Origin of the sequence: Kitasatospora sp. HPM-01-4 (genome assembly GCF_051374625.1) — a bacterium.
Taxonomy (GTDB): Bacteria; Actinomycetota; Actinomycetes; order Streptomycetales; family Streptomycetaceae; genus Kitasatospora.
On the sequence record NZ_JBPQGP010000005.1, the window covers coordinates 4,676,854 to 4,692,817 of the forward strand.

Consider the following 15,964-nt stretch of genomic DNA (forward strand, 5'->3'; position numbering starts at 1 on the left):
CCGCACCCGGGGAAGGGGTCAGCCTCGGAGCGAGGCCGAAGCGGCGGTCAGCACCTGGGCGCTGGACTCCGCGTTGGTCAGCACCACCAGGCCGCTGCCCCGGTGGACCTGGCTCATCGAGACCGCCTGGTAGCCGCCGGGCGATCCACCGTGGCCGAACTCGACCTCCAGGCCGCCGGCGTCCACGATCGTGCCGAGACCGTAGAAGCCGGTGCTGTGCGGGGTGAGCATCTGCTCGGCGCTCCGCTGCGAGAGCAGGGCCAGCGGCCTGCCCAGGTAGCTGCGGCGGATCTCCAGTTCGAGCCGGGCCATGTCGGCCGCGGTGGTCCACAGGCCCGCAGCGGCGAGCTCCGTCTGGACCACCCAGCCGCCGGGGAGCACCCGGCCGTCCTGGTCGTGTCCCAGCGCCACCGGACGGCCGGCCCGCTGCGGGAGGGTCTGGTCGAAGCCGGTCGCCGCCATGCCCACCGGCTCGAAGACCAGCTCGGCCATCAGCACGGGGAAGGGCGCGCCGACGACGTCGGCCAGCAGCTGCTCCAGCACCGAGAAGTGGGCGTTGGACTTGCGGAACACCTCCCCCGGCGCCAGCTCCCGCCGCGTCGGCAGCCCGTCGCCGGGCGCGCCGTGGCGCAGCAGGTCGAGCAGGTCCGGCACCGGCTCGCCGGGACGGACCCCGCGCCGGGGCGTCTCGGTGAGACCGGCCAGGTGGCTCAGCAGGTGCCGGACGGTGACCGGCCGCTGGGTCACCTCGCCGGGCAGCTGCCAGGACCGGAGGTAGCGGTTGACGTCCTCGTCGAGGTCGATCAGACCGCGGTCCACCAGCCTGAGCACACCGAAGGCGGTGGCGTGCTTCGCCCAGGAGCCGACCTGGAAGAGCGTCTCGGGGGTGACCGGTTCCGAGCCGCCCTCGGCGAGGGTGCCCAGGGCGTGCAGCTCGACCAGCTCGCCGCCCTCGACCACCGCCAGGCTCGCTCCCGGGACCCCGCACTCCGCCAGGGCGTCCAGGACCGGCTGCAGGACGGTGTGCCCCTGCGGTCCGGCGGGTGCCGCGGCTGGGCCGGTCACCCGCTCCTCGGCGGCCTGGCCGTCGAGCGCCGCGGCCAGCTCGCCCAGCGTCCCGTACTGGTACAGCTGGAAGAGCGAGAGCGGCAGCCCCGCCTGGCGGGCCCCGGCGACCACCTTGATCACCAGGATCGAGTCACCGCCGAGCCGGAAGAAGTTGTCCAGGGTGCCGACCTGCTGTCCGCCGAGCACCTCGGACCAGATCCCGGCCAGTCGCCGCTCGGTGGCGGTGGCCGGCGCCACGTACTCGGTGCCGCGCTCCGCCGACTCGCCCGGCTCGGGCAGCGCGTTCCGGTCGACCTTGCCGTTGGCGGTCAGCGGGAGCGCCTCGAGCGGGACGAACACCGTCGGGATCATCGACTCGGGCAGCGACCGCGCCAGCAGCGTGTGGAGCTCCTCGGGCTGCGGCAGCTCCTCGGCCGGTACCAGGTAGCCGACCAGCCGCGGCCGGCCGGGGACGTCCTCGCGGACCGCCACCGCCGCCTGGGCGACCTGCGGCAGCTCGGTGAGGGCCGCCTCGATCTCGCCCAGCTCGATCCGCACGCCGCGGATCTTCACCTGGTGGTCGACCCGGCCGAGGAACTCCAGCGAGCCGTCCTCGTTCCAGGCCGCCACGTCACCGGTCCGGTACAGCCGCGACCCGGCCGGACCGAACGGGTCCGGGACGAACCGCTCGGCGGTCAGCTCCGGCCGGCCGCCGTAGCCCCGGGCCACGCCCACGCCGCCCGCGTACAGCTCACCGGGCACCCCGACCGGGGCCGGGGTGAGCGAGGCGTCCAGCACGTAGAGCCTGGTGTTGCGGACCGGGCGGCCGATGGTCACCCGGGCCTCGCCGATGGTGCTGTCGGGGCCGATCACCGCATGGGTGATGTCGTCCGAGCACTCGGTGGGGCCGTAGGCGTTGACCAGCGGGACACCGGGGAAGCGGTCGAGCCAGCGCCGGCACAGGTCCGGCGGGAGGGTCTCGCCGGTCACCACCAGGTACCGCAGCTCGGGCAGGGCGGCGGTCAGGGCACCGCTGTCCCAGGCGTCCAGGGCCGCGCGGAGCAGGGAGGGGACGACCTCCAGGACCGTCACCCGCTGCTGCTCGGCCCGCGGGACCAGCGCCAGCGGATCCACCGCCGAGGCGGCGTCCACCACATGGGTGCGGCCGCCGACCGCCAGGGCCGACAGCATCTGCCAGACCGAGATGTCGAAGGACATCGAGGCGTTCTGCGCCACCGCGTCGGCCGCGGTGATCCCGAGGTCCTCGATCTTGGCGATCAGGTGGTTGGCCATCCCGCGCCGGTGCACCTGGACGCCCTTGGGGCGGCCGGTGGAGCCGGAGGTGTAGATGACGTACGCCAGGTCCCCGGGCCGGGCCGACGGCTCCGGGTTGTCCGCGGGCCGGTCGGCCCACTGCCCGGGCTCGTCCAGCAGGACGGTGACCGGCGCCGGGGCCAGCGCCGCCAGCCGACCGGTGGTCAGCACCACCGCGACCCGGGCGTCCTCGACCATGTAGGCGAGGCGGTCGGCCGGGTAGGCCGGGTCGAGCGGCAGGTAGGCGCCGCCCGCCTTGAGCACCGCGAGGACGGCGACCACGGTGTCCGGGCTGCGGTCCGCGCAGATGCCGACCAGGGTGTCCCGGCCGACGCCCAGGGCGCGCAGGTGGTGGGCGAGCCGGTTGGCGCGCTCGTTGACCTCGGCGTAGCCGAGCACCGTGCCGTCGGCGGTCAGCGCGGGGCTCGCGGGGGTCGTCGCGGCGTGCCGCTCGAACTCCGCCTCGATGCTCAGCCAGTCCTCCGTCCGGCCGGTGGCGGTCCAGGCCGCCAGCAGCCGCTCGTCCTCGGCGGCCAGGCAGGCGGCCCTCGCGTCGCCGTCCGGGTCCGCGAGCATCGCCTCGAACACCGACCGGTACATCCCGGCCAGCCGCTCGCCGCCGCTGCGGCCGATCACCCTGGAGTCGGCGGTCAGGTTGAGACCGGCGCCGCCGGTGGCCACGCTCAGCGCGAACTCGGTCGAGCTCTCGCCGATGCTCGACGCGGCGTCGATGTCCGCCGAGTCGAAGGAGCGGAAGTCGTGGTAGTTGAAGATGACGTCGATCTGCCGGCGGCCGCCGCCCGTCTCCCGCTGGATCGTCTGCATCGGGTACCGGCGGTGCGGCCAGAGTTCGACCTCGCGGGCGAAGGTCCGCTCGACCAGCTCGCGCCAGGTGCGCGCGGTCCGGTCGGCCGGGAACGGCAGGGTGTTGAGGTACATGCCGAGCACCCGGTCGGCGCCCTCCACCTCGGGGCGGGCGTCGCAGACCAGACCGGTGTGGAAGGCGGCCTCGTCGGTGAGCCGGCTCAGCACCTTCAGGTGTCCCGCCAGCAGCACGCTCTTCAGCGAGACCCGGGCCTCGGACGCGAAGGCGCGCAGCCCCTGCTCCAGATCGGCCAGCGGCACCTGGAAGACCAGCGTCTTGCCCGGGCCGTCGCCCGGCTCACCCCAGCCCGCGGGCAGGCTCAGCGGGGCGTGCCGGCCCACCACGTCGTGCCAGTAGGCACGCTCCTCGGCCGAGGCCAGCGACTCCAGCTCACCGGCGATGAAGTCGGCGAACCGGACCGGCGGCATGTCGTACGGGGCGGGCTCCAGACCGTCCCTGAGCCGGCGGTAGCACTCCACCAGCTCGGTGAGCAGGGCGAACTGGCCCCAGCCCTGGGTGATCGCGTGCGGCTGGCTGAAGGCCAGACGCCAGGACCGGTCGCTCTCGAGGTGCACCGTCACCCGGAACAGCGGGGTGGCGGCCGGGTCGAAACCGGCTGCCCGCTCGGCGGCGAAGAAGGCGCGCAGGGCGCCCTGCTGCTCCTGCTCACCGAGCGCTCGCAGGTCCTCCACCCGCAGCGGTACGTCGACGTCCGCGTGCACCAGCTGCAGCGGCTGCGCGTACCCGGTCAGGTCGAAGGAGGTACGCAGCACCTCGTGGCGGTCGGTCACCACCGCGAGCGCCGCGCGCAGCGCGGGCTCGGAGAACGGCCGCTCGTCGCGGACCCGGTGCGAGACGCACTGCTGGTAGTTGGTGCCTTCCTCACCGGTACCCGACAGCATCTCCACCAGCATGCCGAGTTGAGCCTGCGAGACGGGGTAGGCGTCGGTGATGTCGGTGGGGAGTGCGGCCCGGTCCTCGGGGCTGATGAGGGCGAAGGGCTGGATGGTGGTGGCGGGTGCGGCGGTGGCGGGTCGGCCGGTGATGTGTTCGCAGAGCCGGGCGACGGTGCGGTGTTCGAAGACGTCGCGGACGGTGGTGTCGAACCCGGCGCTGCGCAGGGCACCGACCAGGGCGACGGCGCGGATGGAGTCGCCGCCGAGGTCGAAGAAGGTGTCCTCGATGCCGACCCGGTCGCGCTCCAGGACCTGGGCCCAGATGGCGGCCAGTTGCTCTTCGGCGGGGGTGCGCGGGGCGATGTAGGTGTCGCCCTGGGTTTCGGTGTCGGGGGCGGGCAGTGCGCGCTGGTCGAGCTTGCCGTTGACGGTCAGCGGGATCGCGTCCAGCGCCACGAAGGCGGCCGGGACCATGTAGTCCGGCAGCGACTGCCCTAGCAGCGCCCGCAGTTCGCGCGTCTGCGGCACCTCCTCCCCGGACGGGACGAGGTAGCCGACGAGGCGCTTGTCGCCGGGGGTGTCTTCGCGGACGACGACGACGGCTTGGCGGATGCCGGGGTGGGTGAGCAGGGCTTGGGTGATTTCGCCGAGTTCGATGCGGTAGCCGCGGATCTTGACCTGGTGGTCGATGCGGCCGAGGAACTCCAGGGTGCCGTCGGGGCGGCGGCGGGCGAGGTCGCCGCTGCGGTAGAGGCGTGAGCCGGTGGGTCCGTAGGGGTTGGGGATGAAGCGTTCGGCGGTCAGTTCGGGGCGGCGCAGGTAGCCGCGGGCCAGGCCGGGGCCGCCGACGTGGATTTCTCCGGGGACGCCGATGGGGACGAGGTTGCCCTGCTGGTCCAGGAGCACCACCGAAAGGTCTTCGAGCGGATCGCCGACGCGGTTGCTCGCCAGCGGCTCAAGGTCTTCCTCGGTGAGGCGGTGGTAGGTGGTGTGGACGGTGGTCTCGGTGATCCCGTACATGTTGATGAGTGCGGGGGCGTCGAGGCCGCGGCGGTCCACCCAGGGGCGCAGTTCGGTGGTTTCGAGTTTCTCGCCGGCGAAGACGACGGCGCGCAGGGCGAGTTGGTCGATGCGCGGGTCGTGGTTGGCGGCGAGGGCGATGAGTGAGCGGAACGCGGTGGGGGTCTGGGAGAGGACGGTGACCTTCTGTTCGACGAGGAGGTCGAGGAAGTCCTCGGGTGAGCGGGCCACGTCCTGGGGGATGACGACGACGGTGCCGCCGAACATCAGGGCGCCCCACATCTCGAAGACGGAGACGTCGAAGGCGTAGGAGTGGAACATCGACCAGACGTCGGTGGGGGAGAAGGCGTAGTGGCGGTTGGCGGTGTCCATGAGGCGGACGACGTTGGCGTGGGTGAGGACGACGCCCTTGGGCTTGCCGGTGGAGCCGGAGGTGTAGATGACGTAGATGGTGTTGTCCGGTCCGGCCTGCGGTTCGGGGTTGCCGGTGGGCTGGGCGGCGAGTTGTTCGGTGTCGCGGTCCAGGACCAGCTGGTGGCCTTCGAAGACGTCTTCCAGTACGCCGGTGGTGGTGCTGGTGGTGATGGCGATCTTGGCGCCGGCGTCGGCGAGGACGTAGCCGAGGCGGTCGGAGGGGTTGGCCGGGTCCAGCGGGAGGTAGCCGGCGCCGGACTTCAGCACACCGAGGAGAGTGGGGATCAGGTCCGCTCCGCGCTCCAGGCAGACACCGACCAGTGACTCCGGTCCGGCACCCAGGTCGCGCAGCAGGTGCGCGATGCGGTTGGCGCGCTCGTTCACCTCGGCGTAGGTCAGCGTGAGGCCGCCGGCCACCACCGCGACCGCGTCCGGCGTCTCGGCCGCCCGGGCCTCGAACAGCTCATGCGTGCACCGCTCGACGGAGCCGGTGGTGCGCGGTGTGCTCCACTCCTCGGCCAACTGCCGGTGCTCGTCGGCCGGGAGGCGGACGGCGGTCGCGTCGCCCTCGGCGTCCGCGGCCATCGCCTCCAGCACGGCGCGGTACATCCCGGCCAGCCGGTCGGAGTTGGCCTGGTTGATCGCGTGGCTGTCGGTGGTCAGGATGACGTAGCCGCCGCGCGAGGAGACCGTGAGCGGGAACTCGGTCGGGCTGTCGTCGTAGCCCACACCGTGGGCGACCAGCTCGGCGTCGACCTGGCGGAAGTCCTGGTAGTTGAAGAAGACGTCCATCAGGCGGCGGGAGCCGCCCCACTCACGCTGGATGGCCGGCATCGGGTACTGCCGGTGCGGCCAGAGTTCGACCTCGCGGGCGAAGGTCCGCTCGACCAGTTCGCGCCAGGTGCGCGCGGTGCGGTCGGCGACGAACGGCAGGGTGTTGAGGTACATGCCGAGCACCCGGTCGGCGCCCAGCGCCTCGGGGCGGGCGTCGCAGACCAGACCGCTGTGGAAGCTCGCCTCGTCGGTGAGCTGGCTCAGCACCTTGAGGTGCGCGGCCACCATGACGCTCTTCAGCGAGGCCTTGGCCTTTCCGGCCAGTGCGCGCAGCCTGGTCTCCAGGTCGTGCCAGGGCGCGGCGGTCTGCAGCATCCGGCGCGGCGTCTGCGGCGAGTCGCCCCAGCCGGAGGGCAGCGTGAAGCGGGCGTTGCCCGTCATCACACCCTGCCAGTAGGCGCGGTCGTCCTCGGACTCCAGCGCCTTCAGCTCGGTGGCGATGAAGTCGGCGAAGCGGACCGGCGGGTTGTCGTACGGCTCCGGCTCCAGACCGTCCCTGAGCGAGTGGTAGGTGCGGAGCAGCTCCATGACCAGCGAGTGGTGGCTCCAGCCCTCCAGGATCACGTGGTGCTCGGTGACCGAGAGCCACCAGCCGCCGTCGACCAGATGGGCGTCGAAGCGGATCAGCGGGGGTACGGCGGTGTCGAAGAGGTCGGCGCGCTCCTGGGCCGAGAAGGCACGCAGGGCCCGGTCCACCTCCTGGTCGCCGAGGCCGCGCAGGTCGTGCATGCCGAGCGCCATCTCGGCGGAGGCGTGCACCAGTTGGAGCGGCCGCGAGTACCCGGTCAGGTCGATGGAGGTGCGCAGCGCCTCGTGCCGGGCCGTCACCACCTGGCCCGCCTGCTGGAAGGCGGCGAGCGAGAAGGGCTTCTCGTCCTTGATCCGGAAGATGCTGCAGTTGTGGTAGCTGTTGCCGCCCTCACCGGCCTCCATCTCGACCACCATGCCGAGCTGGACCTGGGACAGCGGGTAGGCGTCGGTGATGTCGGTGGGGAGTGCGGCCCGGTCCTCGGGGCTGATGAGGGCGAAGGGCTGGACGGTGGTGGCGGGTGCGGCGGTGGCGGGTCGGCCGGTGATGTGTTCGCAGAGCCGGGCGACGGTGCGGTGCTCGAAGACGTCGCGGACGGTGGTGTCGAACCCGGCGTTGCGCAGGGCGCCCACGAGGACGACGGCGCGGATGGAGTCGCCGCCGAGGTCGAAGAAGGTGTCCTCGATGCCGACCCGGTCGCGCTCCAGGACCTGGGCCCAGATGGCGGCCAGCTGCTCTTCGGCGGGGGTGCGCGGGGCGACGTAGGTGTCGCCCTGGGTTTCGGTGTCGGGGGCGGGCAGTGCGCGCTGGTCGAGCTTGCCGTTGACGGTCAGCGGGATCGCGTCCAGCGTGACGTACGCGGCCGGGACCATGTAGTCGGGCAGGGTCTGGCTGAGCAGGCCGCGCAGTTCGCGGCCCTCCGGTGCCTCGCCGTCCACAGGGACGAGGTAGCCGACGAGGCGTTTGTCGCCGGGGGTGTCTTCGCGGACGACGACGACGGCTTGGCGGATGCCGGGGTGGGTGAGTAGTGCTTGGGTGATTTCGCCGAGTTCGATGCGGTAGCCGCGGATCTTGACCTGGTGGTCGATGCGGCCGAGGAACTCCAGGGTGCCGTCGGGGCGGCGGCGGGCGAGGTCGCCGCTGCGGTAGAGGCGTGAGCCGGTGGGTCCGTAGGGGTTGGGGATGAAGCGTTCGGCGGTCAGTTCGGGGCGGCGCAGGTAGCCGCGGGCCAGGCCGGGGCCGCCGACGTGGATTTCTCCGGGGACGCCGATGGGGACGAGGTTGCCCTGCTGGTCCAGGAGCACCACCGAAAGGTCTTCGAGCGGATCGCCGACGCGGTTGCTCGCCAGCGGCTCAAGGTCTTCCTCGGTGAGGCGGTGGTAGGTGGTGTGGACGGTGGTCTCGGTGATCCCGTACATGTTGATCAGTGCGGGGGCGTCGAGGCCGCGGCGGTCCACCCAGGGGCGCAGTTCGGTGGTTTCGAGTTTCTCGCCGGCGAAGACGACGGCGCGCAGGGCGAGTTGGTCGATGCGCGGGTCGTGGTTGGCGGCGAGGGCGATGAGTGAGCGGAACGCGGTGGGGGTCTGGGAGAGGACGGTGACCTTCTGTTCGACGAGGAGGTCGAGGAAGTCCTCGGGTGAGCGGGCGATGTCCTGGGGGATGACGACGACGGTGCCGCCGAACATCAGGGCGCCCCACATCTCGAAGACGGAGACGTCGAAGGCGTAGGAGTGGAACATCGACCAGACGTCGGTGGGGGAGAAGGCGTAGTGGCGGTTGGCGGTGTCCATGAGGCGGACGACGTTGGCGTGGGTGAGGACGACGCCCTTGGGCTTGCCGGTGGAGCCGGAGGTGTAGATGACGTAGATGGTGTTGTCCGGTCCGGCCTGCGGTTCGGGGTTGCCGGTGGGCTGGGCGGTGAGTTGTTCGGTGTCGCGGTCCAGGACCAGTTGGTGGCCTTCGAAGACGTCTTCGAGGACGCCGGTGGTGGTGCTGGTGGTGATGGCGATCTTGGCGCCGGCGTCGGCGAGGACGTAGCCGAGGCGGTCGGAGGGGTTGGCCGGGTCGAGTGGGAGGTAGCCGGCGCCGGACTTCAGCACACCGAGGAGAGTGGGGATCAGGTCCGCTCCGCGCTCCAGGCAGACACCGACCAGTGACTCCGGTCCGGCACCCAGGTCGCGCAGCAGGTGCGCGATGCGGTTGGCGCGCTCGTTCACCTCGGCGTAGGTGAGGGAGAGGCCGCCGGCCACCACCGCGACCGCGTCCGGCGTCTCGGCCGCCCGGGCCTCGAACAGCTCATGCGTGCACCGCTCGACCGAGTGGCCCGCCTGCCCGGTGCCGCCGGTCAGCAGCGCGGTCTCGGCGTCGTCCAGGATCTCCAGCCGGGAGAGCGGGAGGGTGGGGTCGGCCGCGGCGGCGGAGAGCAGGCGGATCAGGTGCCGGGCGGTCCGCTCGACGGTGGCCCGGTCGAAGAGCGAGGTGGCGTACTGGAGGCGCCCGCCGAAGGAGCCGTCCGGCCCCTCCTCGACCTGCAGGGTCAGGTCATACTTGGCGATGGCGTCGCGCCACTCGAAGGGCTCGATTCGCACACCCGCGAGGTCGACCGCGTCACCGCGCCACTCGTGCATGGTGAAGGCGACCTGGTGCAGCGGGGTACGGGACATGTCCCGCTCCGGCTGGAGCTCGTCCACCAGCAGGGCGAACGGGACGCCCTGGTGGTCGAAGGCGTCCAGCACGGTGCTCCGGGTGACGGTCAGCAGGTCGGTGAAGCGGGGGTCGCCCGCCCACTGGCCGCGCATCACCAGGGTGTTGATGCCGTAGCCGATGAGCTGCTGCAGCTCGGGCCGGGTCCGGCCGGACACCACGGTGCCGACCGAGACGTCCGACTGCCCGGTGTAGCGGGCGACGAGCACCTGGAAGGCGGTGAGCAGCACCGCGAACGGCGTGGTGCCGTGCTGCCCGGCCAGCTCGCGGACCCGGTCGCTCAGACCCGCCGGGAAGCTGAAGGGCATCTCGGCGCCGTCCGGCACCCGGACGGCCGGGCGGGGCCGGTCGGCGGGCAGGTCAGTGGGCAGTGCACCGGACAACTGGCCGCGCCAGTAGCTCAGTTGGCGCTCCAGCGCGGCGCCGGACAGCTGTGCGCGCTCCCAGGCCGCGTAGTCGGCGTACTGGACGGCGAGCGGGGCCAGCGGGGAGGGCAGGCCCTTGGCCAGGGCCGCGTACAGGGCGCTCAGCTCACCGCCGAAGATCCTGGTGGACCAGGCGTCGCAGGCAATGTGGTGGAAGACCACGGCCAGCACGTGGTCGTCCTCGGCGAGGCGGAGCAGCGTGGCCCGGACCGGCCACTCGGCCGCCAGGTCGAACGGCTTGGCCGCCTCCTGCTCCACCAGCTCCCTGGCGTGCGCCAGGCGCTCCTCGGCGCTCACCCCGGTGAGGTCCACCACCGGCAGGGCCGGGGCCGAGGGGGCGTCGACGACCTGCTGCGGCTCGGAGCCCCGCAGGGTGTAGCGGGTGCGCAGGATCTCGTGCCGGACGATGAGCTCGACCCAGGCCCGCTCCAGCGCGGTCGCGTCCAGCTCGCCGCGCATCCGCAGCACCAGCGGCACCAGGTACTCGGCGCTCTCCGGCTCCAGCCGGTTGAGGAACCACATCTGCTGCTGGCCGTAGGAGAGCGGCAGCGGCCCCGAGCGGTCCGCCCGCCCGATGCCCGTGCCGCGCGCGTTCCCGCGCCCGGCCCCGCGGCGGCCGGCCAGCCGGCTGCGCAGGAGCTCCTCGCGGAGAGCGTCGGCGGTGGCCGATCTCTCGTTCTCGGTGATGCTCACGCGTGCTCCTCGAACAGTTCGGAGTCGGTCATCCGGTCGATCTCGGCGCGGACGGCGGCCTCGACGGCCTCGGCCAGTGCGGCGATCGTCGGACCCTCGAAGACGGTGCGGATGGGAAGGGTGACGTCGAAGTCGGCCTGCAGCGAGGCGATCAGACGGATCGCCAGGATGGAGTTGCCGCCCGAGTAGAAGAAGTTGTCGAAGATCCCGACCCGGGTCCCGAGCAGCTCCTCCCAGATCTCCGAGATCCGCTCCTCCAGCGGCCCGCGCGGCTCGGCGCCGCCGGCGACCGGAACGGCCTCGGGGGCGGGGAGGGCCGCGCGGTCCAGCTTCCCGTTGGCGGTCAGCGGGATCGCCCCGATCGCGCTGAAGGCACTGGGCACCAGGTAGTCGGGCAGCTGCCGGGCGCAGTGCTCGGTCAGCTCGGCGGCCGGAACCTCGCCGTCGGCCGGGACGAAGTAACCGACCAGCCGGGCCTCGCCGTTGGCCTCCACTCTGGCGACCACCACGGCCTCGCGCACCCCGGGGTGGGTGGCCAGTACGGCCTGGGCCTCGCCGGGCTCGACCCGGTAGCCGCGGATCTTCACCTGGTGGTCGATCCGGCCGAGGAACTCGACGCTGCCGTCGGCGAGCCAGCGGGCCAGGTCGCCGGTGCGGTAGAGGCGGGCGCCCGCCGGACCGAACGGGTCGGGCAGGAAGCGCTCGGCGGTCAGCTCCGGACGTCCCGCGTAGCCGCGGGCGACTCCGGTGCCGCCGACGTACAGCTCGCCGACCGCACCCGTCGGCACCGGGCGCATCGCCTGGTCCAGCACGTACATCGACATGTTCGGCAGCGGCCGGCCGATCGGCACCACGCCGGCGCCGGCGTTGAGCGGCACCGGGTAGGTGCAGGTGCCGACCGAGGCCTCGGTCGGGCCGTACTCGTTGACCAGCCGGCCCTCGCCGAGCCAGCCGGCCCACTGCGCGGCGAGCTTGCCGGGCAGGGCCTCACCGGCCACCACCACGATCCCGGCCAGCGAGGCGGCCTGCTCGGGCGTCAGCTGGTGCGAGAGGATCTCCAGATGGCCGGGCGTCAGCTTGAGGAAGCTGAACGGACCGGCGGCGAGCAGCCGGGCGCCGAGCTCGGACAGGTCCAGGTCGGCCGGGAGCAGCACGGTGCGCTGACCGGCCATCAGCGGTGCCCAGACGTTCGGCACCACCAGGTCGAAGGCGACCGAGGAGAAGACCGCGCCGCCGCCGGTGCCGCGGGCGGCCAGCTCGTCCACCGCCCACTGGAGGTGGTTGGCCAGACCCCGGTGGGTGACGGCGACGCCCTTGGGGCGGCCGGTCGAGCCCGAGGTGTAGATCAGGTAGGCCAGCCGGTCGAGCGCCCCGGGGACACCGGGAGCGGTGGCCGGACGGGCGGCGATCGCCTCGGCGTCGAGGTCGACCCGCACCAGCTCGCCGGTGAAGGCCGCGAAGCGCTCGGCGTAGGCGGCCGAGGTCAGCACGGCGGGCGCGGCACTGTCGGCGGCCATTCCGGTGACCCGCTCGGCCGGCCAGGACGGGTCCATCGGCACGTACGCGCCGCCGGCCTTCCAGACCGCCAGGAAGGCGGTGACCAGCTCGACGCCGCGGTCCAGCAGGACGCCCACCGCGGACTCCGGGCCGACCCCGAGCTCGCGCAGGTGGTGGGCGAGCCGGTTGGCGCGGGCGTCCAGCTCGGCGTAGCTCAGCTCGACCCCGTCGGCGACCAGGGCCACCGCGTCCGGCGTCCCTGCGGCGTGGGCCTCGAACACCTCGTGCGCGGGGCGGTCCACGGGCGCGCCGGGGGCGGTCGCCCAGGTGCCGAGCACCTGGTCCAGTTCTTCGGCGGCGAGCAGTTCGATGTCGCCGAGGGCGGTCTCGGGGTCGGCGCTGACGGCGGACAGGACGCGCAGGAAGCGGTCGGCCAGCCGCTCGATGGTCGCGGCGTCGAACAGCGCGGTGGCGTACTCCAGGTTGCCGGCCATCGAGCCGTCCGGGCAGCGCCGCAGGTAGAGCGTCAGGTCGGTGTGGGCGATGCCCCACATCTCCTGCAGGACGAGGTCGTCCTCGGGGCGGCTGTCGGCGCCGTTGAACGATTCGTCGTGCAGGTCGAAGGCGACCTGGTAGAGCGGGGTGCTGGAGAGGTCGCGCTCCGGCGCCAGCGCCTCGACCAGCCGCTCGAACGGCAGGTTCTGGTGGGCGAAGGACTCCCGGGCGACATCGCGGGTGCGCTCCAGGGCCTGGCGGAACGTCAGCTCCGGCTCCAGCGCGCAGCGCAGCACCAGGCTGTTGAGGAAGAAGCCGACCACGCCCTCGATCTCGGGCAGGTCGCGCCCGGCCACCGGGGTGCCGACCGGCAGGTCCCACTGGCCGGACTGCCGTGCCAGCAGGGTGGCGAAGGCGGTCAGCAGGGTGGCGAACGGGGTGGCCCGGTGGCGCTGGCCGAGCGCGGTGAGCGCCTCGGCGACGGCCGCGGGCACGGTGAAGTTGACCACCGAGCCGCGCCCGTCGCGCACCGCGGCGCGCGGCCGGTCGGTGGGCAGCGAGACCGGGTTGGAGCCGGAGAGCACGGACTTCCAGTGCGCCAGCTCGGCCGTCAGCACCTCCTCGGTCAGCTGCGCGCGCTGCCAGACCGCGTAGTCGGCGTACTGCAGGGTGAGCGGGGCCAGGGCCGGCTCGCGGCCCTCGGCGAAGGCGGCGAGCAGCTCGAAGAACTCGCGCTCCAGCACGGCCGAGGACCAGCCGTCGGTGGTGATGTGGTGCATCACCAGCTCCAGCACCGGCTCGGGCTCGCCCTCGATGGTGATCAGCAGGGCGCGGACCAGCGGGCCCTGCTCCAGGTCGAAGCCGCGGCCGAACTCCTCGGCCAGCACGGCACCGGCCTGCTCGCGGGCGAGCCGGAGTTCGCGCAGCGGGAGCGGGGCCGGCGCGTCGATGACCTGGCGCGGCTCGCCGTCGAGGACGGTGAAGCGGGTGCGCAGCGACTCGTGCCTGGCCACCAGGGTGTCCAGCGCGCGGCGCACATCGGCGACCGGGGTGCCGGCGGGCACCCGCACCGCGAGTCCGGCCACGTACTCGGCGCTCTGCGGGTTCATCCGGTCCATGAACCAGAGCCGCTGCTGGCCGAAGGAGAGCGGCAGCACCCCGTCGCGCGCGACCGGGCGGACCGGCTCCGCCGCCGCCTGCTCGGGGGAGACCAGCTGGGCCTGGGCCTCGACGGTGGTCGCCGAGAACAGGCCGCGCAGCAGGATCTCCCGGCCGGAGGCGGTGCGCAGCTGGTTGGCGAGGCGGGTGAGCTGGAGCGAGGAGCCGCCCAGCTTGAAGAAGTCGTCGTGGACGCCGACCGAGTCGACCTTCAGGAGGTCCTGCCAGATCTTCGCGACCAGCCGCTCGGCGGTGGTGCGCGGGGCGATCTGCTCGGCCGCGGCGGCCTCCTCGGCCAGCCTGTCGGTGGGCAGCGCGGCGCGGTCCACCTTGCCGCTGGAGTTCAGCGGGAAGCTCTCCAGCCGGACGATCGAGGCGGGCAGGTGGGTGGTCGGCAGCCGGTCGCGGAGGAACTCGCGCAGCTCGGCGAGGACGCCCTCGTGGGCGGTCCGCACGAAGGCGGCGAGCCGCTTGGAGCCGTCGGCCACGGTGTAGGCGGTGACGGCGGCGCCGTGGACGCCCGGGTGGGCGGCCAGCGCGTCCTCGATCTCGCCGGGCTCGATCCGGACACCGTTGATCTTGACCTGGTCGTCGATGCGGCCGAGGTACTCCAGGATGCCGCCCTCGCGCCAGCGGACCCGGTCACCGGTGCGGTAGAGCCGGGAGCCGTCCTTGGCGAACGGGTCGGGGACGAAGCGCTCGGCGGTCAGGTCGGGGCGGCCCAGGTAGCCGCGGGCCACGCCCACCCCGCCCGCGTACAGCTCACCCGGGACACCGGGCGCGACCGGGCGGCCGGTCTGGTCGACGACCAGCACCCGCAGGCCGTCCAGCGGGCGGCCGATCGGCACCGGTCCCGACTGCTGCGCGGGATCGAAGCGGTGCGCGGTGACGTCGATCGAGCACTCGGTGGGACCGTAGGTGTTCCAGATCTCCACCGGAGCGGGGGCCAACGCGAGGACCTGCTGGGCCAGTTCGGCGTGCAGGGCCTCGCCGGCCGAGAAGAGCAGCCGCAGGCTGCCGCAGTGCTCCCAGCCCGGCTCGGCGACCAGCAGCCGCAGCACGGAGGGGACGACCTGCAGCACGGTGATGCGGTGGTCCGCCACCGCCCGCAGCAGCGCGGCCGGGTCGCGCTCCGCGCCGGCCGGGGCCATCACCACGGTGCCGCCGGTGACCAGCGGGCCGAAGACCTCCCAGCAGTGCGCGTCGAAGGTCAGCGCGGTCTTCTGCAGCATCCGGTCGGCCGCGGACAGGCCCGCGCGGCGGACAGCCCAGCCGATCCGGTTGGCGATACCGCCGTGGGTGGTCACCACGCCCTTGGGCGTCCCGGTGGAACCGGAGGTGTGGATGACGTAGGCGGCGTGAGCTGCGCCGACCGTGTTCTCGGGAGCCGTCACCGGCTGCGCCTCGATCGCCGCGCGGTCGTCGGCGGGCACGACCGGGCGGGCACCGGTCTCGCGGACCGCCTCGGCCAGCTCGGCGCCGGTGAGCACCAGCTCCACGCCGGTGTCCTGGACCAGCCAGGCCAGCCGCTGCCGCGGCTGCTCGGGGGAGAGCGGGACGTAGGCGGCGCCCGCCTTCCAGATCGCCAGCAGCGCGACGGCCAGGTCGAGGCCCCGGGGCAGGAAGACGCCGACCATGGCGTCGGGTCTCACCCCGAGACCTCTCAGGTGGTGGGCCAGTTGGTTGGCACGGGCGTCGAGCTCGGCGTAGCCGAGCTCTCGCTCCCCATCGACGACGGCGACCGCATCCGGAGTCAGCGACGCCTGGTGTGCGACGAGTTCGTGGACTAGGAACGGTCCCTCGGGGAAGGCGCCCGCTCGCGACTCGGGATTCATGACTTGGTGCTCCTCGTGATGGTCGGCGGTCCGTGGTTGGAAGGGGTCAGCCGGCGGTGCGCAGGCTCAGCGGACGCATGTCCGTCCAGATCTCGCCGATCCGGGCCAGGCACTCCTCGCGGGTGCCCTGCGTCCCCTCGGCGTGCCAGCCGGCCGGCAGCGCGCGGGCGGCCTGCCAGATCGAGTACTGCTCCTCGTCGTTGAGCACCACGAGGTAGGTCTGGTTCTCGGACACGGGG

General features: G+C 73.0%; 3 protein-coding genes. All 3 read right to left on the reverse strand.

Annotated features, from left to right (window positions below; all coding sequences use genetic code 11):
* Positions 1–18: 18 nt before the first annotated feature.
* Genes ACSMTC_RS20335 through ACSMTC_RS20345 form a run of 3 tightly spaced genes read right to left on the reverse strand, consistent with a single transcriptional unit; the run spans position 19 to position 15,960 of the window.
* The gene (locus ACSMTC_RS20335; protein WP_436561130.1) at positions 19–10,740 is read right to left on the reverse strand and encodes a non-ribosomal peptide synthetase; all 10,722 of its coding nucleotides are present in this window, start codon (positions 10,738–10,740) and stop codon (positions 19–21) included.
* Complete coding sequence (locus ACSMTC_RS20340; protein WP_436561131.1) at positions 10,737–15,725, reverse strand: amino acid adenylation domain-containing protein; 4,989 nt, start codon at positions 15,723–15,725, stop codon at positions 10,737–10,739. The genes ACSMTC_RS20335 and ACSMTC_RS20340 overlap by 4 nt, the downstream gene beginning before the upstream one ends.
* 46 nt (positions 15,726–15,771) lie before the next feature.
* Entirely contained in the window at positions 15,772–15,960 is a 189-nt protein-coding gene (locus ACSMTC_RS20345) for an MbtH family protein (protein WP_436561132.1), read from the reverse strand.
* Positions 15,961–15,964 lie beyond the last annotated feature (4 nt).